The organism is Bacillus glycinifermentans, from assembly GCF_001042475.2.
GTDB classification, from domain to species: domain Bacteria; phylum Bacillota; class Bacilli; order Bacillales; family Bacillaceae; genus Bacillus; species Bacillus glycinifermentans.
This window is the reverse complement of the sequence record NZ_LECW02000001.1, coordinates 199,258-221,664: the sequence shown is the minus strand read 5'-3', so window position 1 is coordinate 221,664 and position 22,407 is coordinate 199,258. Positions and strand designations below refer to the sequence as shown.

At 46.5% G+C, this 22,407-nt stretch carries 25 protein-coding genes and 1 pseudogene; 9 read left to right on the top strand and 17 right to left on the bottom strand.

The window, feature by feature from the left end; all coding sequences use genetic code 11:
- Positions 1-155 precede the first annotated feature (155 nt).
- Together AB447_RS01120 and AB447_RS24850 are read left to right on the top strand one after the other, a co-directional pair.
- Positions 156-920, top strand: coding sequence for an LXG domain-containing protein (locus tag AB447_RS01120; RefSeq protein WP_057957394.1), 765 nt, complete (start codon positions 156-158; stop codon positions 918-920).
- Positions 921-1,132: 212 nt separating this feature from the next.
- Positions 1,133-1,706, top strand: a pseudogene (locus AB447_RS24850) (methyl-accepting chemotaxis protein); the annotation flags it as partial.
- Here the strand turns inward: AB447_RS24850 and AB447_RS01110 are convergent.
- The 10 genes from AB447_RS01110 to AB447_RS25625 all read right to left on the bottom strand — a co-directional run bounded on the left by AB447_RS01110 (position 1,699) and on the right by AB447_RS25625 (position 11,263).
- Positions 1,699-3,201: an FAD-dependent monooxygenase gene (locus AB447_RS01110; protein ID WP_048355344.1), complete on the bottom strand. Its 1,503-nt coding sequence runs from the start codon at positions 3,199-3,201 to the stop codon at positions 1,699-1,701. The pseudogene AB447_RS24850 and the gene AB447_RS01110 overlap by 8 nt on opposite strands.
- A 19-nt stretch (positions 3,202-3,220) precedes the next feature.
- Complete coding sequence (locus tag AB447_RS01105) at positions 3,221-4,030, bottom strand: serine/threonine protein kinase (RefSeq protein ID WP_048355343.1); 810 nt, start codon at positions 4,028-4,030, stop codon at positions 3,221-3,223.
- Between the two features lie 6 nt (positions 4,031-4,036).
- Positions 4,037-4,204 carry a hypothetical protein gene (locus AB447_RS26070; protein ID WP_172796304.1) on the bottom strand — a complete coding sequence of 56 codons (168 nt, stop codon included), beginning with the start codon at positions 4,202-4,204 and terminating at the stop codon, positions 4,037-4,039.
- 270 nt (positions 4,205-4,474) lie between these two features.
- Positions 4,475-5,911, bottom strand: coding sequence for a glycoside hydrolase family 1 protein (locus tag AB447_RS01100; protein ID WP_057957392.1), 1,437 nt, complete (start codon positions 5,909-5,911; stop codon positions 4,475-4,477).
- A gap of 61 nt (positions 5,912-5,972) precedes the next feature.
- Complete coding sequence (locus tag AB447_RS01095; RefSeq protein WP_048355342.1) at positions 5,973-6,698, bottom strand: AAA family ATPase; 726 nt, start codon at positions 6,696-6,698, stop codon at positions 5,973-5,975.
- Positions 6,699-6,785: 87 nt separating this feature from the next.
- Positions 6,786-7,607 carry an ABC transporter ATP-binding protein gene (locus AB447_RS01090; protein WP_048355341.1) on the bottom strand — a complete coding sequence of 274 codons (822 nt, stop codon included), beginning with the start codon at positions 7,605-7,607 and terminating at the stop codon, positions 6,786-6,788.
- Between the two features lie 10 nt (positions 7,608-7,617).
- The gene (locus tag AB447_RS01085) at positions 7,618-8,616 is read right to left on the bottom strand and encodes a FecCD family ABC transporter permease (RefSeq protein ID WP_048405915.1); all 999 of its coding nucleotides are present in this window, start codon (positions 8,614-8,616) and stop codon (positions 7,618-7,620) included.
- On the bottom strand, positions 8,613-9,611 hold the full coding sequence (locus AB447_RS01080; RefSeq protein ID WP_156415954.1) for a FecCD family ABC transporter permease: 999 nt from the start codon (positions 9,609-9,611) through the stop codon (positions 8,613-8,615). The genes AB447_RS01085 and AB447_RS01080 overlap by 4 nt, the downstream gene beginning before the upstream one ends.
- A 69-nt stretch (positions 9,612-9,680) precedes the next feature.
- Positions 9,681-10,622 carry an ABC transporter substrate-binding protein gene (locus AB447_RS01075; protein ID WP_048355339.1) on the bottom strand — a complete coding sequence of 314 codons (942 nt, stop codon included), beginning with the start codon at positions 10,620-10,622 and terminating at the stop codon, positions 9,681-9,683.
- Positions 10,623-11,074: 452 nt separating this feature from the next.
- Positions 11,075-11,263, bottom strand: a complete 189-nt coding sequence (locus tag AB447_RS25625) for a hypothetical protein (protein ID WP_156183569.1) — start codon at positions 11,261-11,263, stop codon at positions 11,075-11,077.
- A 99-nt stretch (positions 11,264-11,362) separates the two neighbouring features.
- On the opposite strand from AB447_RS25625, the gene AB447_RS01070 reads away from it, so the two are divergent.
- Entirely contained in the window at positions 11,363-11,800 is a 438-nt protein-coding gene (locus AB447_RS01070; RefSeq protein WP_048355338.1) for an SRPBCC family protein, read from the top strand.
- A gap of 62 nt (positions 11,801-11,862) precedes the next feature.
- On the opposite strand, the gene AB447_RS26570 is transcribed toward AB447_RS01070, so the two are convergent.
- The gene (locus tag AB447_RS26570; RefSeq protein ID WP_048355337.1) at positions 11,863-12,096 is read right to left on the bottom strand and encodes a hypothetical protein; all 234 of its coding nucleotides are present in this window, start codon (positions 12,094-12,096) and stop codon (positions 11,863-11,865) included.
- A gap of 130 nt (positions 12,097-12,226) precedes the next feature.
- Here AB447_RS26570 and AB447_RS01060 point away from each other — a divergent pair, with 130 nt between their 5' ends.
- From AB447_RS01060 to AB447_RS01045, 4 genes are all read left to right on the top strand, one after another.
- Positions 12,227-13,087, top strand: a complete 861-nt coding sequence (locus AB447_RS01060; RefSeq protein ID WP_096891978.1) for a transporter substrate-binding domain-containing protein — start codon at positions 12,227-12,229, stop codon at positions 13,085-13,087.
- An 11-nt stretch (positions 13,088-13,098) separates the two neighbouring features.
- Positions 13,099-13,782, top strand: a complete 684-nt coding sequence (locus AB447_RS01055) for an amino acid ABC transporter permease (protein WP_048355336.1) — start codon at positions 13,099-13,101, stop codon at positions 13,780-13,782.
- Between the two features lie 57 nt (positions 13,783-13,839).
- Positions 13,840-14,643 carry a hypothetical protein gene (locus AB447_RS01050; RefSeq protein ID WP_053075423.1) on the top strand — a complete coding sequence of 268 codons (804 nt, stop codon included), beginning with the start codon at positions 13,840-13,842 and terminating at the stop codon, positions 14,641-14,643.
- Positions 14,644-14,733: 90 nt separating this feature from the next.
- Positions 14,734-15,177 carry a hypothetical protein gene (locus AB447_RS01045; RefSeq protein WP_048355335.1) on the top strand — a complete coding sequence of 148 codons (444 nt, stop codon included), beginning with the start codon at positions 14,734-14,736 and terminating at the stop codon, positions 15,175-15,177.
- Here AB447_RS01045 and AB447_RS01040 read toward each other — a convergent pair.
- The 4 genes from AB447_RS01040 to AB447_RS27155 all read right to left on the bottom strand — a co-directional run bounded on the left by AB447_RS01040 (position 15,164) and on the right by AB447_RS27155 (position 17,156).
- Entirely contained in the window at positions 15,164-15,493 is a 330-nt protein-coding gene (locus tag AB447_RS01040) for a DUF3147 family protein (RefSeq protein ID WP_048355334.1), read from the bottom strand. The genes AB447_RS01045 and AB447_RS01040 overlap by 14 nt on opposite strands.
- Positions 15,484-15,900, bottom strand: a complete 417-nt coding sequence (locus AB447_RS01035) for a MarR family winged helix-turn-helix transcriptional regulator (RefSeq protein ID WP_048355333.1) — start codon at positions 15,898-15,900, stop codon at positions 15,484-15,486. The genes AB447_RS01040 and AB447_RS01035 overlap by 10 nt, the downstream gene beginning before the upstream one ends.
- Before the next feature lie 95 nt (positions 15,901-15,995).
- A complete protein-coding gene (locus tag AB447_RS01030) occupies positions 15,996-16,952 on the bottom strand; it encodes an acetylxylan esterase (protein WP_048355332.1) in 957 nt (318 codons plus the stop codon).
- 75 nt (positions 16,953-17,027) lie between these two features.
- Positions 17,028-17,156: a hypothetical protein gene (locus tag AB447_RS27155; protein ID WP_269430223.1), complete on the bottom strand. Its 129-nt coding sequence runs from the start codon at positions 17,154-17,156 to the stop codon at positions 17,028-17,030.
- 552 nt (positions 17,157-17,708) lie between these two features.
- Here AB447_RS27155 and AB447_RS01020 point away from each other — a divergent pair.
- Both AB447_RS01020 and AB447_RS01015 read left to right on the top strand, forming a co-directional pair.
- Positions 17,709-18,587 (top strand): permease, encoded by an 879-nt coding sequence (locus tag AB447_RS01020; RefSeq protein WP_057957391.1) that lies wholly within the window; start codon positions 17,709-17,711, stop codon positions 18,585-18,587.
- A 4-nt stretch (positions 18,588-18,591) separates the two neighbouring features.
- Entirely contained in the window at positions 18,592-19,437 is an 846-nt protein-coding gene (locus AB447_RS01015) for a TIGR03943 family putative permease subunit (protein ID WP_048355331.1), read from the top strand.
- A 50-nt stretch (positions 19,438-19,487) separates the two neighbouring features.
- Here AB447_RS01015 and AB447_RS01010 read toward each other — a convergent pair whose 3' ends face one another.
- Both AB447_RS01010 and putP read right to left on the bottom strand, forming a co-directional pair.
- Positions 19,488-20,732 (bottom strand): PucR family transcriptional regulator, encoded by a 1,245-nt coding sequence (locus AB447_RS01010; protein WP_048355330.1) that lies wholly within the window; start codon positions 20,730-20,732, stop codon positions 19,488-19,490.
- Between the two features lie 116 nt (positions 20,733-20,848).
- Positions 20,849-22,291, bottom strand: a complete 1,443-nt coding sequence (gene putP / locus AB447_RS01005) for a sodium/proline symporter PutP (protein ID WP_082142399.1) — start codon at positions 22,289-22,291, stop codon at positions 20,849-20,851.
- Positions 22,292-22,407: the final 116 nt, after the last annotated feature.

Here is a 22,407-nt window from a genome sequence, read left to right as displayed (position 1 = left end):
TAGGCATAACGACTTCCCGCCCGAATATCAGGACAATAGAACTGAAAATCCGTAATCTAAAGGATTCATTTCCATAAAAATTCAGGATTTATTCACCATCTGCGTGATGCAAAGTGGTAAACTCATCACAAAAGGATTGAGAAAGGGCATGAAGCATGAAAGTCTATGAAGCAAATTCTCTATTAGCAGCTATGAATAAGCGGTTGGAAGAGTACCAAAGTTTTAGAGAAGGACTTGTCAGCTTGAAACACGCTTTTCAAGGTGTTGCAGATTTGGATGACGAATTTCAAGGAAAAGGCGCGGACAACATCAAAGCGTTTTACAGCGGCCAAGCCGGGATCGTCGACGACTGGCTCGATCTGGTCGATATGCAGATCCAGTTTTTGAATGGCGTATCAGGCGCCATGGCGGATGCCAGGCTTTCCGGCGGCACGTTTGTCGACATGGAATTTCTTGAGAACCAGCTCGTTCTTGCCTGCACGAATTCCAAAACGATGGTGTCGGAACAGAAAAAAGAGCTTACAGGCATTTTAGAGAAAATCGAAGATTTAATTACCTTGCATACCTTTTCGGCGCCTGAATTCGAACAGCATATACACGCTGCTTACAAGGTGCTTACAGATACAATTCAAGCGGTCCATGATCTTGACCGGCTTCTCATGAAGGAATACGAAGCATCCGAGATCGCACAGCAGCTGATCAAAAAAGACCACGCCGCATTAATCGGCGCAACCGGCAAAGGAAAAAGCGCCTCTCCCATCCGTTACAACACAAAAGCTTATCAGGAGACGGAAGCCTATCGACTGAAAAAAGACATCCATAAACGGGCCGAAAACTATATCAAAATAAAAAAAGACGAGGCAAAGGCCCGGATGACGGCAAACATACATGAAGAGCCCGCTAATGGGACAACGGGATAAACTTCATACACTCCATTTTACAGCTCCGCAGATCAGCGGAGTTTTTTTGTTACCCTCTGTCAAACCGGGCCGTTTTATCCGATAAGTGAAATACACCGGAAATTCAGGAAGGAAAGGACATTTCGGAAACGAGGCATCAATCCGTCCATGAGAGCGGATAAATTATTGAACTGCTGAACACCCGATCCAATTAAATCGGAAGCATTTCCAACGCGATTACCCAAATCGCTGATCAAAACAACCTGCTCGCTTTAAATGCCTCAATCGAAGCAGCAAGGGGCAGGGGAACGCGGAAAAGGATTTGCAGTCGTGGCCGATGAAGTCCGAAAGCTTGCAGAAGAGTCCCAGCAATCGGCAAGCCAAATTTCCCATCTTATATCAGGCATTCAGTCGGAAATTGTGAGCACAACCGATTCGATTAAAGGAATAAAAGAGGTAGCGGTCAATGGCGTGAAAATGATCGAAAGAAATAAAAAGACATTTGAAGAGATCGTCGGCTTAATGGAGGAGTTCAGCAGCAGAATCGATGAGCTGTCATCTTTCGCACAGCACATATCCCGAAACATCCAGGGCATTACGGCGTCGTTTGCCGATATTTCAAAAGAAGTCAGGAAAACTTCCGAACATTCCCAGCAAGTCGCAGGTCTTACGGAAGAACAAATTGCCGTGATAGAAGAGGTGACAGCCTCTGCAAACGAGCTTGCCAAACTGGCCGATGATCTGCACCGCCTCAGAAGTGAAGATGAAATAAACCGAAGCTGCCGGTCAAACGGCAGCTTTATTTGATTTTGCATTGAGAAAAATATTCACGCAGCTTCCGGGTATCCTGGTTACGGTCGGCAAGGCCGATGTACCCGTCCGGCCGTACAAGGTAGAGGGCGTCCTTCAGAAACCCCGCCTTATCGCAGGCCCGGCTCCACTGAAATTCGTGCAGGGCCAGTTTAAGATTTTTAGCCGTTTCACGCATTCCCTCACCCGCCTTGCCATATATGTGAATCTGCCAGTCGGCGGTTTTTAGAGGCGCAAAGTTGTCTATCTCTTCAACCCATGGCAAACGATCCCCTCCGTGAAGCTTTCCGGCCTTTCCCGTACTCAAAAAGCTGTCCCGATAATGAATGCGGATTTGCGACACGGTGTTGAATGCAGCCTTTTTCACCGGCCGAAACCCGAGGAGAAACGGCCCAGCATAAGGCATCAGCACGGTCCGGACAAGCCTTCCGGCGGGATGTCGGCCGATGATCGCCTGAAAGGCCTTGTCTGTCGTGTTTACGAGCAGCCTTGCAAAAGCAATCCGTTCCGTTTCATAGCTGTCCAAAACGGCTTCACCGGCCCGTCTGTGAAACACCGCGGCCAGCTTCCAGGCTAAATTAACGGCGTCACCGATGCCTGTATTCATTCCCTGACCGCCGACCGGACTATGAATATGGCCCGCATCCCCCAAAATAAAAACGCGTCCTTTGCGGAATTTTTCAGCCACCCGATGATGAACACGGTATGTTGAAAACCAGTTCACACCGTGCACCTTGACTTTCAGCAACCTTTCTATGAAGGGAGCAATATCTTCAAATGCAAGCGTTCCCCGGCCTTCCTGAACGGGCGGCACGATCCCGATGAACCGGTTCAATCCCGTGTTCCTGACGGGGAAAACGATACAAAATTCTTCTTCACCGAGGCACACATTCAAATCTGTAGTTGAAGCGGCATCACCCGACGCTTCCGCATCGGCAACATAAAAGGTATGATCATACGTGCCCCCCTGAAAATCCAAATCCAAGCCGCGCCGAACGGTGCTGTGTGCGCCGTCACACCCCAACAAATAAGAGGTTTCGACGATTTCCGTCTGATCTTTTTTCTTTAGCTCCACCGCAACATACCCGCCTTTATCTACAAAAGAAACGAGCTCTGTCTCCCATTCGACTTCGATTCCTTCCGCTTTAAGCTTTTCAAGCAGAAAGCGTTCATGTTCATCCTGCGGAAAACTGAGCGCAAAAGGATAAGGGCTTAAACCTTTCCCGATATCCCCAAGCTTGAAATGCCCTTTTTCTTTCCCCTTCCTGCGAATGCGGACCCGGTTGACCATGATGCCTTTTTCGACCGCTTCATCGGCAATATCAAGCTGGCGGTAAAATTCAAGCGTGCGGGCATGAACAACCATAGCCCGGGACGTCCGGCCCGGTCCTGAATTCTTATCGATGATGCGAAACGGCACACCCTGCCTTGCAAGACAGAGCGCGAGCACCAATCCCGTCGGTCCTGCTCCGATGATCAAAATTGAATTCATTGGCGACCATCCCTTTTGATTACAGATTTTCTTTTATCACCAGCCGGGGAGACAGGTTGGACTCCAGATCGGCGATGATATCCAGGGCGCTATTATACGGAGGATCAATCTGCAGCATTTTGCGCAAAACGGCTTTCAGCCCTGCGGAAATAGAAAGCTCTTCTTCCCAGCTTTTTTCTTCCTTTGTCTTTGGTATATACCCTGAATACAGAAGAAAAAGCGCAAAATGCCCCAACGCGTAAAAATCGCTTTTTACCGAAACCGACCGCATCAGCTTTTTTTCCGGATGCCGGTAAACTGTCTCCCCGACCTCAGTCAAGCTGCAGGCAAGCCCGTAATCGATGATGCGGATGCCTTCTTTCGATTGAAGAATATTCGGGATTCTCAGGTCGCGGTGAATCATCCCGCGGGCATGAAAAGAAGAAACGATTCGAAGCACTTCAAGCAATACCAGGACGGTTTCCCGCTCATCGAAGATGCGTCCTTCATCAAAAATCAAATCTTCAAACGTTTTTCCGTCTATATATTCCATCACGATAAAGCACTCCCGCCCGCTGCCGAGCACATCATACAAGCAAGGCGCAGCTGGAGAGCCCAGTGTTCGCAGAATCTCCGCTTCCCTGTCAAAGGACTTTCGGCCGCCGGATGTCCATGACTTTGTTCTTCGCAGCTGCTTGACAACACAAGGACCGGATCCGTCAAGCCTTTCGGCAAGATATGTGATGCCGTAGCTCCCCATCCCGAGAACATCCTTGATTCGATATTGTCCGGAGATCTCCGTCCCTTTACTTAACGGGCGGTCAAACACCCATCTCAGGATCGTTTTCACGTCAGATCAGCTGCTGTAAAAACGATGATGCTTTCGTTTATAATGATGGTGCCCATGGCCCTTTTTCCGATAATCGCTGCTGCTGTATTTTTTGTATGGGCGCTTTCCGTAATCGCTGCTGCTGTATCGGCGGTAACCGCTGTTTTTCAATGAATTCAACAATTTGCGTAGCAATTCAATCACTCCTTATCCGGTTATTTTATAACATTCGTTCAGCAAACTTTTCTATAGGGGGTTTTCTTCGTTATGAGAAAATTAGATTTTTCATTTTAAATACCTTCTTTTCTCTTAAAGAAATTTTTAATTCAACGGAGATTGTGTCAACATTACTAATTTTTAAAATAGAAAAGCGCACTTGTCCGTCCTTTATTTTTTGGTGATCTTTAGGATAAAATTACTTCAGAGGCGGAAAAAAAGGCGCTGACTCCGTCCAGCGCCCATTCCTTACAGCTTCTCTCCGTTTGACCTAATCACGTCTTGATACCAATAAAAGCTTTTCTTTTTGATCCGTTTTAAATCCCTGACATTTTCTTCATCGCGGTTCACGTAGACAAATCCGTATCTCTTTTGATATCCGTTGAGCCAGCTCAATAAATCGGTAAACGACCAGCTGCAGTAGCCGATTAACTCAACTCCGTCGTTCACCGCCTGTTTGCACTGTTCCAGATGTGCGCGTAAATAAGCAATTCTGTAGTCATCCTGAATCGTGCCGTCTTGCTCAACCTTGTCAAATTCGCCCAGTCCGTTTTCCGTAATAAAAACAGGAAGCTTGTAGCGGCTTGATATCCTGCGCAGGCCGATTCTGAGACCGATTGGATCAATGGCCCAGTCCCAATTGGACGTCTCTACATGAGGGTTTCTTTTTGTTTTATATAAACCCGGAATACCCGTTTCCTGATTGCTGCCTTTTTGACCTGTGGTGTTCATTTTCCCATCTGACACACCGTCAAGAGGATTCATTTCATAAGTGATTGTCTGATAGTAGTTCACTCCGACAAAATCCGGTCTGCCTTTCGCCAACAGCTCCAAATCCCCGTCCTTAATCGTCGGCGCCCATCCTTTTTCCTTCAAATATTGAAAAGGAATATCCGGATATGTTCCCCGGCAGTACACGTCAAGCCACCAATGATTCATAAATTCCTCGGCGTTTTCGAAAGCGAGGATATCGTCCGGACGGCTGGACAGCGGATATGCCGGCGAATAAGCAAAGCTCGGCCCGATTTTTCCGTCCGGAACGTATCGGCGGAATGAATCGATCGCCTTGGCATTAGCTAAAAATGCGTGATGATTCGCTTCATAAAACCGCTTTCTGTCCTTGACTCCCGGAGGGTGCATGGCCGTGATAAAACCATGATTAAAGTTGTAATTTTGTTCATTGAGGGATACCCAATATTTCACCCTGTCCCCATAACGCTTGTAGAGCGTCACACAATATGCGTCAAAATCTTCGATGATCCGTCTGGATTCGACCCCCCCGTACTCTTCCATTAAAGCCTGGGGAAGATCCCAATGATAAAGCGTTAAAACAGGCTCGATACCGAAAGCCAGCAATTCGTCAATCAGCCTGTCATAAAACGCTAAACCCGCTTCATTGACCTCTCCCCTGCCTTGAGGAAAAATACGGGGCCAGCTTACCGAAAAGCGGTATGCTTTCAATCCCATTTCAGCCATCAAAGCAACGTCTTCTTTAAAGCGGTGATAATGGTCGACCGCAACATCTCCGTTGCTGCCTTTAAACGTTTTTCCCGGAATTTTCGTGAATACGTCCCAAACCGAGGCGCCTTTGCCGTCCTCGTTCCAGGCTCCTTCCACTTGATAGGCGGCAGAAGCCGATCCCCACAAGAAATGTTTTGGAAATGGTTTCAGATCCTGATGAATCATAATGGTTTCACTCCTGTTTCGATGTTTGCACTTTATCATATCGTATGAAACGCGTTTCACATCAAACATCTTCTGAAAACAATTCGGCAAGAAGCTTTTCGCGGTGCTGGAGGAAATATTTCGTTAACGTGTAATGATCGGTATTCTCATAGCTTACTTCAGCGATGGTGTCACCGTCGAAGCTGAAAATCTCCGCATCCGGATAACCCAATAATATCGGGGAGTGGGAAGCGATGATGAACTGGGCTTCGTTATTGCGGGTCAAATCATGGATGATTTTTAAGAAAGCGAGCTGCCTCGCCGGTGATAGAGCGGCTTCAGGCTCATCGAGAAGGTAAATTCCTCTTTGATTGAAGCGGTGCTTGAAAAGCGATAAAAAAGATTCGCCGTGAGACTGCTCATGAAGGGACCGGCCTCCGTAATGGACGAAGCCTGTATTATCCACCTCTTCAAGATGAGTCGCAAAGTGATAGAAGGATTCCGCACGCAGAAAAAAACCGTTCGTTATTTTCGGGAGCCAGGAAAGTCTGAGGTAGTCACCCAGGGAAGACTCTGATGCATGCACTTCATATGTATTATTCCTTCCCCCGCCGGCCGTGTTGAATTCGCATTTATCCGCAATCGCTTCAAGCAGCGTCGATTTTCCCGAGCCGTTTTCCCCGACAAAAAAAGTAACGCTTTTTTGAAAGGTCATTTCTCTTAAATGTTTAATAGCCGGAATAGAAAAAGGATACTTTGAATCGTGAGGAATTTTTTCTTGAAGCAATGTCAGCTTTTTTAAAAACATAGGCATCACCTGCTTGAACTTTTACTATAACTGTAACATGCCTTCTATCAAAACGAAAAAAGAGGTTTGCGCCTTCAAGCACAAACCTCATCCAGTCATATTTTGCGCCGCTGCGAGCGCTCTGCCGCATAATCCGGTCGGCAGGCACATCGGTTTCTGGTCGACGGGGCTTTTCATGATGCAGCACTCAAGTCCAAAAACGTCGCGAAACAAGGATGGTGTAAACACTTCTTCAGGCGCTCCTGCGCTGTATACTTTTCCGTCCAATATGCTGATTAAATAATCGGCGTATTGGGAAGCCTGGTTCAAATCGTGCAATACCATCACAATCGTGCGGCCATAATCGCGGTTCAAATGTTTTAACAGCTCCAAAACTTCTATTTGATGGGCAATATCCAAAAATGTCGTAGGCTCATCAAGCAAAAGCAAGTCTGTACCTTGCGCCAAAGACATTGAAATCCAGGCTCTTTGTCTTTGTCCGCCGGAAAGGGCGTCAAGCGTCCGATTTCGCAGCTCCGCCATCCCCGTCGCTTCTAAAGCCCAATCAACCATTTCATGGTCTTCTTTTGTATGCCTGGAAAGCAGTTTTTTATGAGGGTGTCTTCCGAAGTAGCACAGCTCCTCAACGGTTAGCCCTTCCGGTGCTTGAGGCGATTGGGGCAAAATTGCCATTTTTTTCGCTATCTCTTTTGACGGCTGCCGGTGAATGTCTTTTCCGTCCAAATAAACAGAGCCGCTTTCAGGCGCCATGATCCTTGCAAGAGATTTCAATATGGTGGATTTTCCGCATCCGTTTGAGCCGATCAGAACGCTGATCTTGCCCTCCGGTATTTCCAAGTCAATCTCATTGATGATTGTCGATGTATCGTAAGAAAGGGTCAGCTTTTGCGCCGATAGTTTCACCTTCATCATCCTCCACTCACTTTTTTGCAGATTCCGCTTTTAATAAATATAGAAAATATGGAGCCCCTATGATGGCGGTCAATATGCCGGCCGGTATTTCCACAGGCGGCATCAAGCCTCTGCCAAGGCTGTCGGCTGCCAGGAGGATAATCGAACCCGCAAGCCCTGAAGCGGGAAGCAGATATTTTGATTTTGTTCCGACAAGCCTTCTGGCAATGTGCGGAGCGATTAACCCGACAAATCCGATTGAACCGACAACTGCAACACAGCTGCCGGCAAGACCGACAGCGACGAATATTAACATAAACCTGAGGCGCGCCGAACGTTCTCCCAAACCGTCGACAAGCTCATCACCGAGCGACATTAAATCAAGCTTGGCTGCCAGGAGAAAGAGAATGGGCAAGCATAATGCAAGCCATGGAGCAAGGAGCTTAATCTCATCCCAGCTCCTCCCCCACAGACTCCCGGTGACCCAAATGAGGGCGGCATTCACATCCCCGGGGAACTTGACCATCATATATTGCATGCCGGCGTGACAGATCGCACCCAATGCGATACCGACTAACGCGATCGTCGACGGCCGGGCATTTTTTTTACGTACGAATACCATTAACAATACAGCAACAAGACCTGCCCCGGCAAATGCGGACAAAGGCAGGACAATGAGAGGCGCTGCAGGAAAAAGCAGAATGACGACCATCGCCGCCAAGCTGGCGCCCTTTGTTATTCCAATGACATCAGGTGATGCAAGCGGATTTCTGATCACTCCCTGCAAAATCGCACCGGATACTCCGAGACCCGCTCCGGCAAGCACTGCCAGAATCACCCTTGCGAGCCGGTATTTCTGAATAATAAATTGATAGTCGCTGCTGATTCCGAACAGATTTTTGATCACATCGCCGGGTGCGATATAAAGCGCCCCGAAGCCTATGCTGATGATGACGCAGACGAGCATGACAAGAAAAAGAAGAATGATCATCATAAAAGGATGTTTGATATGAAGACTTTTTTTCACCTTGCATTCCTCTCTTTCCTCGCCAAATATAAGAAAAACGGGGTTCCGAGAATGGCGGTCACGATGCCGACCGGAGATTCATACGGAAATGCGATCCATCTTGCAAGCACATCAGCGTAGACGAGCAGCAGAGCCCCGAACAATGCGGAAAACGGGATGACGAATTTATAGTTCTCGCCAACCAGCTTTCGGACGATATGCGGCACAATCAGGCCGACAAACCCGATCGGACCGGCAACGGCAACAGAAGAGCCGGCCAAAATGAGAATGACCAGGCTGACGAGCGTTTTGATCGCTTTTGTATTTTGCCCAAGCCCCTTTGCCGTCTCTTCTCCTAATCCAAGAATCGAAACCGTTCCCGAGCATATGACAGCGAGCCCGACGCCGACGAGCGTAAACGGCAATATGACCGTTACATCTTTCCAGTTGCTCCCGTCAATCGCACCGGTCATCCAGTACAGGACATCACCCGCTGATTCGTTCAGGATGATAATCCCCTGTGTGAATGAAGATAGAAAAAGGTGGACCGCCATGCCGGTCAGTGCAAGCTTTACCGGCGTCATTCCCCCTGAGGAAGAAAAAGAATAGACAATCAAGCCTCCTGCCGCCGCACCGACGAGAGCAAATCCGACGGAAGAAAAAGCGTTCAAATGGGGAAACAGCACAATCGACGCTACCACCGCCAATGATGCCCCCGCATTCACCCCGAACAGCTGCGGGGATGCAAGAGGATTTCTCGTCATTGCCTGCATCAGAGCTCCTGCTACCGCCAGATTGGCGCCGACAAAGACGGCGATGAGCGTCCTCGGGAGGCGGAGAGTCGTGATAATCAGCTGTTCCTTTGAGTGGTCCCACACTACAAGCGATTTCAAGGCTTTGGCAAAGCTGATATGAGACGCCCCGACAGACAGGTTTAAACCGATGCCTAAAATAAATAAAATGAAAGCCGTTATCAAAATAAGAAGTCTGTTTGCTGAAACATTCAAATGGCCCACTTCCTTACAGAACCCTGTTGATAAAACAAGAAGAAGCAAGGAATGACTCCCGCTTCTTTTTGGTTTTGATTATTTACCGTACACTTTTTGAATCAGGTCTTTTGACAGCTTTTCGCTTGAGCTGATTCCGCGGAATCTTGTCCAAAGATCGCGATCGGCGTCATATACTTGGCCGTTCTTCACCGCTTTAAGGTTTTTCCAGATCGGATTGCTTTTCCAGTCATCAACAATCGTGTGTCCCTCGTTGCTTGATACGAAAAGAATATCCGGGTTGATTTCACTCAATTGCTCCAGGCTGACATCTTTATACGCCTCTTTGGATTGCAGTGCGTGCTTAAACCCGAGAATTTCCATAATCTCTCCGTCATATGATGATGACGTGTGGACGTTAAAAGAGTCGGTCCGGGCAACGCCAAGCATAATCGTACGATTTTCTTTTTTCGGCAGTTTGCTTTTCAGACTGCCCATCTGCTTCTGATGGTCTGCCAGGTCTTGTTTTCCCTCTTTTTCTTTATTAAGCGCTTTGGCGATCGTTTGAAATCCGTCAATCGTTTCCTGGTAAGTTGCCTCTCTGCTTTTTAGCACAATCGTAGGCGCGATTCCCTTTAGATCCCGGTATACGTTTTTGTGCCGCTCAGCGTCGGCTATGATTAAATCGGGCTTTAGAGAACTGATGATTTCCAAATTCGGCTCGCTGCGGGTGCCGACAGAGGTATATTCAATCGGTCCGCCAACAAGCTTTTCAATCATGTCTTTTTTCTTGTCGTCTGCTATTCCAACGGGCTTCACGCCCAATTTTGTCACCGCATCAACAAACGAATTCTCCAAAACGACAACCCTTTTGGGCGTACCGCTGATATGGGCTGTCCCAAGTTCATGCTTTATTTCTCTTCCTTTTCCTTTTGATGCTCCGCTGTTTTCTTTTTGGCCGGAGGAACATCCGGATGCGATGATCAGCATCAGCGCTAAAACACCGAAAAGTACGGTTAATTTCCTGCTGTATTTCAACATCATTCTCTTCCTTTTCCGATTAATTTAAAATGAGAATCATTATCACATATAAAAAATATCTAATTTTTAAATAAAAATCTAGGTTTTTTTAATAAAAAAATTAAATTTAAAGCATTTTTCAAACAAGAAAATATAACCGGGCACATTGGATCACAATTTCCAGCGCTTATACATTACATCTGAAAACAGCCGCCCATTTGAAAGAGAATGAAATCATTTTTTGATATGCCAGTAAAGGCTGCACATCTTTTTCTTTTAAATCGGTCCATTTACCGGAATAAGCGCGGGAAATTTAAGCAAAGCTATCACGTATAATCGTTTCCCTATTCTTAATTAACGATCCCTCGTTACCCTCCAGATAGTAATTATGATTGCCAAATGCAGAGCAACTATTTTGCTGCCCTTCAGTAAGCTTCACTCATTGCTGCAATGGGACATGCTCCGCAGCGACTTTAGCAACTATCGTACCTGTATCCCGATAGACAGTTGTCAAACACCTTGCTGCTGAACCAGTGACTTCCGACCGTATTGGACGGAAGTGCGATATACAGTATGTCCGCTGCAACAACAGAGCGGATGACGAAATTGGCAGCTGATTGGGACAGACGCTTGCAGTGAATGAAACGCGAAGAAACGAACAAACATGACCTATCCCATTGCTATTGCGACAAAAAATAAATGTTCAGCATTCCATTTTACAGATGGAATCTATAATAATCTGTAAAGGATGATGATTGAGTATGAATACTCAAGTAACTACGAAATTAAAAATAAACAAACCGGCCAATGAAGTTTTCGAAGCTTTCACAGACCCTTCAAAAATCGGTAATTTTTGGTTCACTTCGAGTTCTGAAAGATGGGAGCAAGGCAAGACAGTTACATTAAGATATGATGAATATAATGCGGAAGGGGCTATAGATGTACTGGAAGTCGAGGATAATAAGAAAATCGTATTCTCGTGGGGAGGATATGATCAAGAAACGGTTGTTACAATTACATTAACAGAGGCTGATACGAGTACAATTATAGAAGTAAATGAATCAGGCTTGAAAGAAGATGATCCTGAGGTTGTGGCTAAAATGATGGGCCAAAAAGAAGGTTGGGTATACACGTTAACTTGTTTAAAGGGGTATATGGAAAATGGCGTTAATACGTTGAGAGCATCGTTAATTCATTGAAGGTAGCGAGTGGACAATGTCCCATAGTCATCAGATTTGTAAATGTCTGTAATCTGCAATGTTTAATGAGTCGGCAAAACTTTAACAAAACTCTTAAGGTCTTGGTCATAAATCTCTGCTCGAAAGTGCAATGGCGTTTCTGAATAAGATCTTATACACGTCTGCAACACCGTTTTTTTAACATCGTATGTTTCCCCTAACCTGTCCGCCATCGCCGTAAAAACCGTATGATTCAGTTCCCCTCTCGCATGCGGATACGCCTCATATCCGTTGATCATTAAAATATGTTTCATCATTCCTCATCCTCCTTATATGGCCCAATATCTTTTTCATTTATTTTTTCCCAATACAAAATAACTTATTGCCTGTTTGCCTTCTATAGTGCTAATGTTTTCTTGACTACACGAATGGCAGGAGGATATTTCAGTGAAAAACGTTCGCATTTATACATTGATTCTTATCGCGGCGGCATTCGCATTTTTAACCGCTGCGTGCAGCAACACGACTCAAAACGGCCAAAAAACGGCCTGGGAGCAAATCAAGGAAAAAGGGAAGATCGTTGTGGCGACTTCGGGAACCCTTTACCCTACTTCATACCATGACACGGTTTCCGGCAAAGACAAGCTGACCGGCTATGAAGTTGAAGTCGTCCGCGAGGCGGCGAAGCGGCTCGATTTGGATGTCGAATTTAAAGAAATGGGCTTTGACGGCATGCTGACAGCGGTCAACAGCGGACAGGCCGACGCTGCAGCCAACGATATTACAATGACAAAGGACCGCAAGAAAAAGTTCTTGTTCTCAACGCCTTATAAGTATTCATACGGTACGGCAATCGTCCGCAAGAAGGATTTATCAGGCATCCGCACACTGGATGACCTGAAAGGGAAAAAGGCGGCGGGAGCGGCAACGACCGTTTACATGGAAATCGCCAGAAAATACGGGGCTGAAGAGGTTATTTACGACAATGCAACAAATGAACAATATTTAAAAGACGTGGCGAACGGCAGGACAGACGTTATTTTAAACGACTATTATCTGCAAAGGCTGGCGCTTAAGGCAATGCCTGATTTGGATTTGACGATTCATCCCGATCTTAAATATTACCCGCACCAGCAAGGGATGATCATCAAAAAAGGAAATACCGAACTAAAAGAACGGTTCGATCAAACGATAGAAGACATGCTGAAAGACGGAACGATTAAGAAGATTTCAAAACAATTCTTTGGCGGCGCCGACGTTTCAAAAAAACAGGATATCGACTTTACTGACGTCGATGTAGACAAATAGAGGAATGTGACGTGGGCTCGATTCAATGGGAATATATTTTCAATGCAGAATTAGCCGCTAAATCGTTTCCTTATGTCATGCAGGGCATATGGAATACGCTGCTGATTTCGTTTGCCAGTATGTGTTTCGGCCTGATTCTCGGCTTTTTCATCGCGCTTGGCCGCATGTCCAGGTTCGCTTTGCTCAGATGGCCGGCAAAAGTCTATATCTCATTTATGAGAGGCGTCCCGATATTGGTCATTTTATTTATTCTTTACTTTGGCTTTCCGTACATCGGAATTCAGTTTCCGGCATTAACGGCTGCCTTGATCGGCTTTAGCGTCAACAGCGCCGGCTATATTGCCGAAATCATCCGTTCAGCCTTGTCTTCTGTTGACAGAGGCCAGTGGGACGCTGCAAAATCGATCGGATTTTCTTATTGGCAGACGATGCGGCACGTCATCGTCCCCCAATCGGTGAGAATCGCCCTCCCGCCGCTTACCAACGTGATGCTCGACCTTGTGAAAGCATCTTCCCTTGCGGCCATGATTACCGTACCTGAGCTGTTTCAGCAGGCAAAAATCGTCGGCGGCCGGGAATTCGATTACATGACGATGTATATTTTAGTTGCCTTGATTTACTGGGGGATTTGTTCGCTGATCGCTTTGTTTCAGGACTACTTGGAGAAGCGGACAGAAGTTTACCTGAAAAAATAGAAAGAAAGCCGCCGGCTCAAAGCCGGCGGTTCTCTATCCTAAAAAGGAGGCGGTTTTATGAACAGAGTCAGGTCAACCCATTTCCACGCAGAGGACCGTTATGTCATAAACAGAAACAAAGCCCAATACAAAACAGATCCGTCAGGACACTTTAAAGCCTCGTATACATATCGTAATGAAACAGATCAGGCGGATCATATTCACATCTCGGTAATCTTTGAAGAATACGCGGAACCCGTCCAAACCCTTCAATTGACAGTACCTCCCCGTTCCTCAAAAAGCACCTATATCAATCTAAAAGATATTCCTTCAGGGAGGAGCCGCATCGTCTATATCATCGCCCAGACATCCCTATTCGATTTAAAAACTGAACAAGATGATTGGAACACCGAATATGCTGCTGTCTATTATTTTGAATTGATATCTTGCACGGCATCTTCCGGCCAGCTGGAGCGCCCGCCTTTCGTTCAACCCGTCCATCAGAAGAGAAGCAGCGGAGAACAGGTACGGCTGATTTACCTTTCTGACAGGAAAGGACACCGGATCAGAAGGTTAGATGATCAACATATGTATATTTCCTTGATCAATGAAGAGACATATAAACTAAAAGGTTGCTTATATCATTTTCAAAATGGAAATTGGCAATCGTTTCAGATCAATCAAGATTCAGCCCGCGCATTTTCGTATGAGCTTGAGCCGGAATCTGTACAGACGTACCGAATCAGCCTTAGCCAAAACGGCTATTCGCGATTTTTTGCCACTGCTGTTATACCAGCTGATGCGCTTCAGGATGTTCCATTTACGCCCAGAATGGTTTCCCCTTCCGAGCTGTATATCATTCCGTCCAAACATTGCACATAAAAAAGAAGCCCGCTCCCGCACACCTATATAAAGATCTCCTCATTTTTCCATCCGTTTGTTACAATAAAATGGAAAAGGAGGTGATTTTTGATGAAACGTTTTTTTCTGGCAGCAATTTTGACGCTGGTTTGCGGATTTTTCAGCTTTGGAGACAGTGCTAAAGCTTACACATTCCCGCACAAATTAAACATTTCGTTTACGGGAACGCATGTGGAACTTATTCCTCACGTCGACTCAGACGCATACGACTGGAACGTAGGTTATAAGTTTACGATTTTCAATGCGGAAAACTGTAAAACAACCATTAAAATCCAGATGATGCACCTGTCCGGCAGATTTATGAGTTTGAGCATAAAAGACTATGTCGGCAACTGGCCGGATCGAACGGCCCAAGACGTGATTACGCCGTCAATTCTCCGCACATACAGGCTGTATTTTGAAAATACGGAAGGCGAATGCAAAAACATTCGCATTAAGGGAACCTACGGAGCCGTTCCCGAAATTCATGATTTTTCTGCTTTCAGCCAAAGATAGCTTTTTGAAGAAACAAGCATCCGCCCCAGCCGCATAAACCGAACACGAAAGAAACAGCAAGCGGAAGCGAGGATTTTAAGCAGACAGCTACGATCAGGATAAGCGCTGCGGTTGCCGGAAGCCCCCACAACACGCCTGCCGCGAATTGGCTTAAATGCTTCAGAGACTCTCCTTGGACAGAAAGCCAAAATAAACTCAGCAGACTGACAAGCGGAAGCGCGGCGACGATTCCTCCAGTCTCCGGCGACCTTCTGGCGATTTCAGTAATAATGCCGATGACAACGGCAGAGACGGCAATTTTAACGATTAAAAACACGATTTTGCCCCCCGGCTTAATATGGAAAACGCCGTTTTTACCATTTCGGCTTCATTCTCGTGTAAATGTTCGAGTACCTTTTTCAGCTTGTCCGGATCAAGCCGGGTATGCCGTTTTACGGCAGCTTCGCCTTCAGCCGTTAATATGACATAAACCTTTCGTTCATCCTTGGCGTCCCTCTTTTTTTCAACGAGCTTTTTCTGAATGAGCCGCTTCGCATGCTCTGATGCGGTATTGTGGGATACCCCCAAAAGGCTTGCCAAATCGCCGATTGTGGCGTACCGGTTTTTTTCGAGATGCTGCAGCAAACGGACGGCCTGGTGTGACAACCCGTCTTGATGCTTATAGTGCAAATGGTAATAAATATCTGTCCAGTCTTGATTGATTGCTTCAATTACTTCGTTCATCAAATCATCACCCTTTTATATCTTACCATACGATATATTCTTTGATCAAGATATAAAATAGCACCCGGCAAATCTTCAGCCGGGTGCCTACATTTTCATTTTAAATGCTTTCTCAAAAACGCCAGTTTTTCAGTTTGGAACGCCGGAATGAATTCATGGCCAAAATAGCGGTACACTTTCAGCTCTTTTTCAGTGTTTAGATGATTGTATGCCGCAAAAACGGTCGATGGCGGCGTGATGGTGTCCACTAAGCCGATTGACATGAGAACGGGCGCCTTCACCGATTCGGCGAGATTTATAATATCGAAATATGACAAGGTGTTCATCGCTTTCCTCTCAATGTCCGGGCTGCCGTTCCTTTTGAAAAAGGAGTTGATTTCAAGATACGGCTGGTCTATCGCTGTATCGATCGCCCTTTGGAAATTGCTTAAATACGGATATTCAGAAACGGCTGCTGCCGGAATATCAGACAATGCGGAAGCCGCGATCGCCAGTCCGCCGCCTTGACTCGCGCCGATGACGCCGATCCGTTTTTCATCGACTTCGGCAAACCCTTTGACGACCTCGAGCGCCCTTACGGCATCCAGATACACATATCTGTAATAATACGTTTTCGGGTCGAGGATGCCTTTTGTCATCCAGCCCGGCACGTGTCCGTGAGGGGAGCCGCTCGTATCCTCGCTGCCGTTCTGTCCGCGGACAAGCATCCCGAATGTTGCATAGCCATGCAGCGCCCAGTTGACGATGTCATGAATGTCCCCGTCATAGCTCGCGTTATAGCCGTGATACTTGACGATTGCAGGATGCGGGCCTTTGCGGTCGGGCACCGCATACCATCCTTTAATATGCGCCCCGCCTATGCTCCGGTATGTCAGCCAGTACACATTCACGCCGTCTGCCGGGTAATCGTACCTTTCAAGCTGCGGCTCGGCTTTTTCTTTTGCAAGCTCCCCCAGCGATTCCTCCCAGAACTCTTGAAAATCGTCCAAAGCGGTTTTTTCTGGTTTATATTGATATAACTGATCCAATGGTAAATCATAAGGTTGCTGCATGACTCTCGTCCCCTCTCATTAATTGTACGAATATTCTATCACAACATTCATCTTTCATTCATGATATGTTTACGTTCAACCTCTCTGCCATTGAATCGTACAAACCGTTGCCAGGCCAAGGCCGATTGCATTCGTGACAACGGTCTCGACTGTCAATGGAGCGGTGAATGCCGCACCGTTCAGCTTTTTTAACGCAGTCAGCATCCGTCAGACTTAAAACAGGGATGCCGTGAAATCGAGTGAATTTGCCGTTCATATCGTCGATGAGGATATGGTTTGAGACACGAAATCAGACCGCCGCTTCTCTGCCTGCACATGAAAGCAGGCCCGGTTTGACCGGTCTACACATCGTGTGGCTGTTCCCGCCATCCGGGTAGCGCGGATCCGCTTAAAATGCAGGTTGGAGCGTCATCTCACATTCGAAAATGACCATGGCGAAACCGCCAATGATCTGTTGATCGGAAGGGTCGTCTGCATTTATTTTGCGATGACGTATACGATCCTGAACACGGATATATCCGGATAGAAGCATTGGCCCCACCGCCCGGCCTTGCGGAAACGACTATGCGGCATTGGGTGAGATCGTTACGGCCAAACGCCCATCCTGATGCCTTTCATGCGGACAGACCAAGCCTGTCCGCATTCAGCTTGCCTCATGAGAAGCCAGCCCGCCAAATATACTCATATCCCCCCCCTCCATTACGTTATGATATAATCCTATTTTGAAATAAAAAATGCAGCCCTCGGAGGTTTTTTATGGCTTCACAGTTTCTGCAGCTCAATTCAATCTTTATCAGTATATTAATAGAAGCAATTCCGTTCGTATTGATCGGCGTTTTTATCTCTGGTCTGATTCAAATGTTTGTCACGGAAGAAATGATCGCAAGGGTCATACCGAAAAACCGCTTTCTGGCCGTGCTGTTCGGCATATTCGCCGGCATGCTGTTTCCGGCTTGTGAATGCGGCATTGTTCCGATCGCCCGGCGCCTGCTTTTAAAGGGCGTGCCGCTTCATGCGGCTTCAGCCTTTATGCTGACGGCTCCGATCATCAATCCGATTGTATTGTTTTCGACGTTTATCGCTTTCGGAAACAAGTGGGACGTCGTCCTTTACCGCGGCGGGCTGGCGTTCGCTGCCGCCCTTATTACCGGGGTTATCATTTCTTATCAATTTAAAGGTAATCAGCTTCTTGAAGGCGATTCACACCATCATCACGGCCATTCCGGAAAGACATTTCTGAAAAAGCTGGGCGGTATGCTCGGCCATGCGGTTGATGAGTTTTTTTCAGTCGGAAAATATTTGATCATCGGGGCTTTTGTGGCGGCTGCGATGCAGACGTATGTAAAAACATCGACACTTCTTGCAATCGGACACAATGATGTATCTTCATCGCTTGTGATGATGGGCTTGTCCTTTGTTTTGTCACTTTGCTCACAGGTTGATGCCTTTATTGCGTCATCCTTCAGCAGCACGTTTTCTCTCAGCTCGCTCATCGCCTTTCTCGTATTTGGAGCGATGGTCGATATCAAGAACCTGCTGATGATGCTCGGCACTTTTAAAAAGCGGTTTGTATTTGTGCTGACCGCCTATATCGCCGTTATCGTTCTGGCCGGATCACTTTTGGTGAAGGGGTGAGATCATGTTTCGTACATTCATTTTAATGTTTTTTACGTTTTTCTTTTTTCAGCTTCACGCCTCAGGCAATTTAACGAAATATATTAATATGAAATACGCGTATTTGTCGTATATCGGGATGTTTCTGCTTGCCGTTTTGACCGCTGTTCAATTCTATCAGTATATAAAGGGGCAGGATGGGTCCGATTGCGGTCATGACTGCGGGTGCGGACATGATCATGATCACGAAAAACATAAACCGTTCTTTAAAAGAATGTTTATTTATCTCGTATTCCTGTTTCCTTTATTCACCGGGCTTTTCCTGCCGGTGGCGACGCTTGACTCAACAATCGTGAAGTCGAAGGGCTTTTCATTTAAGGCGATCGATACGCCTGATCATTACGCCCAAACCCAGTATTTGCGCCCTGATACGAGCATTTACTACGGACAGGAAGACTATGACGAACTGATGGAAAAAGCCCTCAAGGATTATAAAGGGAAAAAACAGATATCGTTTACGGATCATGATTTTCTAAAAGGCATGGAGACGATCTATAATTACCCGGGGGAATTTCTCGGCAAAACGATTGATTTCAACGGTTTTGCGTTTAAAGGCGAATCGATCAACAAGCGGCAGCTTTTCGTTCTCCGCTTCGGAATCATCCACTGTATTGCCGATTCGGGCGTCTACGGCATGCTGGTGGAATTCCCTGATGATATAAAGGCAAAAAATGACCAATGGATTCATGTGAAAGGAACGTTGTCATCCGAATACTATCAGCCATTTAAATCCGTCATTCCCGTTTTAAAGGTGAAAAGCTGGTCCAACATCAAAAAGCCGAAAGATCCTTACGTATACAGAACATACTAAAGAAAGCCGGTGCAGCATGTACCGGCTCTTTCTGTCGCTGCCGGGGTTGCTTAAGATTTATATCCGGCTTTTTTCATCAGCATCAGATCGATGAACAATTGGCATCTCGTATGAAAATCGTTCAGATCGATCGAGGTCATGTCCAATATTTGCTTAATGCGGTAGTTTAGCGTATTCTGGTGGATAAACAGCTGTTCTGCGGATTGTTTGACTTTGCAATTGTTCACAAGATAGATTTCGAGCGTCCTTAAAAATTCGGTTTGGCTCTCTTTATCTTTTTCCTTCAAAAGGAGCAGATCGGGATTTGAATAGTGGAGCTGGTCGTTTTTTGCGGCGATTTGGTCAAGGTATCTGAAAAGTCCGAGTTTTTGATATTCATAGGGAATATGCTCCTGGCTTCCGGTGATTTCCGCAGCTTTTGTGACTTGCAGAGCTTCCCTGTAGCTCTTGCCGAGAAAGAGCGAACTGCTGTATTCGTTGCCGACTCCGATGAATATAGGCGGCAGCGTTTGTGAGCGCAAATGGGTTAAAAGCCGGTTGATCAGCTCTGATGATGCGGCAAGGGCGGAACGTTTGCGCGACACGCTGCCGACGATAATCGCGATGTTGGAATGATCCTCCACCACATGGCTGATGTTGTCTTTCAGATTCAGATAGGATCTGATCGTTTCTTTCAAATCGTCGAGCAGCTCGTTCTCCCCGTCAATGATTTGAAGCACCATTACGGTAAACGCGGAGGGCAGTGCAACATTCGCTTTGTCAGCCGCAGCCTTAAGCTCTTTTTCCGTTTGAAACTGTTCGTGGAGCGCCTGCCTGTACAGCTCTTCCGCCTGCTCCTCTTTTTCCTGCTTCAGCCGTTTCTGTCTGTAAATGATCTTTCCGACATGAAAGGAAGCTTGATATAGAAAGTCGAGTTCTTCATCAGACAGCTCGTTTTCGATCTCCTGAATCCAAATGTAGCCCATGATTTCGTTTTTATGTTTGGCGCTGACGACCACCCGCTGGTTCAGGCCGATCTCTTCAATCTGCTTCACCCGAAAAGGAGTCGGAATGGTTTTCAATTGATCTATGATTCCTTCTTCGACAAATTTCTCAAAAATCGAAAGCGGACATTTTTTGGAGAAAATCGTTTGTTGATTCGCTGCGTCAAAGTGGTTAATGTAATACGAATTATAAGCTAATAGGAAAAAATCCGCGCTTTCCAGTATGACCGGTTTTTTCAGCTCATCGCTGATAAAATCAATGATCTGGTTGATGTCTGAAAGAGAAACAACTTGTTCTAATAGCTCTTCCATATCCTTTCTCCTACCCGTTTTTAACTTAATCATACTTCTCCTTTGCATTCTTGTATAGATATACTTTTTGACATTCAAGCAGCCCCTGCCCAAAGGACAGAGGCTAGGATCCAGAATCACATATTGATATTTTCGAATTGATCGGCAACGTGCTGATCCGGCTTTGACGTCACGATGCTGACTACATACACGGATAACAGGCTTACCGCGAACCCCGGTATCATTTCGTATAGAACACCGGAAAGCCCTGCTGCTGCCCAAATCACGACGGTGACGGCTCCGGCAATGATACCGGCAAGCGCACCCCATTTCGTCATCCGCTTCCAATATAAGCTTAAAATAACGACCGGGCCGAATGAAGAGCCGAACCCCGCCCAAGCGTAGCTGACTAATCCCAAAATTGAATTGTCTTTTGACCAGCCGAGCCACAGGGCGATAATCGAAACGACCAGAACGGACAGACGGCCGAAGAAGACCAGTTCTTTATCAGAGGCGGAACGTTTGAAAATCGTTTTATACAAATCTTCGGTTAAAGAGCTTGAAGTAACAAGAAGCTGTGAAGAAATCGTGCTCATAATCGCGGCTAAAATGGCCGAAATTAAAAAGCCGGTAATGATCGGATGGAACAGAATATTGCCCAATTGAATGAATATCGTTTCCGGATCGTCGAGGTGAAGGCCTTTTTTGGAGTAATATGCAAGGCCGATCAGCCCCGTCAGCAATGCGCCGGCAGTTGAAAATATCATCCAGCCCATGCCGATCCGGCGCGCTTTTTTGATTTCTTTTACTGAGGAAATTGCCATAAAACGCACGATGATATGCGGCTGGCCAAAATAGCCGAGCCCCCATGCGAACATAGAAATAATACCCAGAACGCTCGTCCCTTTAAATACGTTGAGAAGATCGGGATCAATCGAGCGGATTTCCGTAAAGGCTTCGGCAGGTCCGCCGGCTTGTATGAGCGTCACGATCGGAACGAGAATCAATGCTGCAAACATGATGATTCCTTGTACGAAGTCCGTCCAGCTTACGGCCAAAAATCCGCCGAACAGCGTGTAGCATACGACAACGGCCGAAATGATCCATAAACCGGTATGGTAATCCAGATGCAAAATGCTGTTAAATAAAACACCGCCGGACACCATTCCTGATGATACATAAAACGTGAAAAACGTAATAATGACGATGCTGGAAAAGATGCGGAGAATTTTCGTTTTGTCTGCAAAACGGTTTTCCAAAAATGACGGAATCGTAATCGAATTGCCGGCGGCTTCCGTATAGCTCCTTAACCGAGGTGCGACATAAAGCCAGTTTGCCCATGCACCGAGCACAAGACCGATGACGATCCACGCACCGCTTAAGCCGGTGGCGAACATCGCACCCGGCAGGCCCATCATCAGCCACCCGCTCATATCGGACGCACCCGCGCTGAGTGCCGTAACCGCAGGGCCGAGCGTGCGTCCGCCAAGCATGTAATCCGTCAGATTTGATGTCCGTTTATACGCATAATATCCGATCAGAAGCATGCCGATCATATAAATCGCGATTGAAATGATCAATTGTACGTTTTGGATAAGAATCCCCCCAGGATGCCGTTTTTTCTAAATTTTTCGACTTCTCTTTTCTTTTTTGAAGGCAGCCTTTAAAGACTGCCTTCTCTCCCCCCGATTGATTG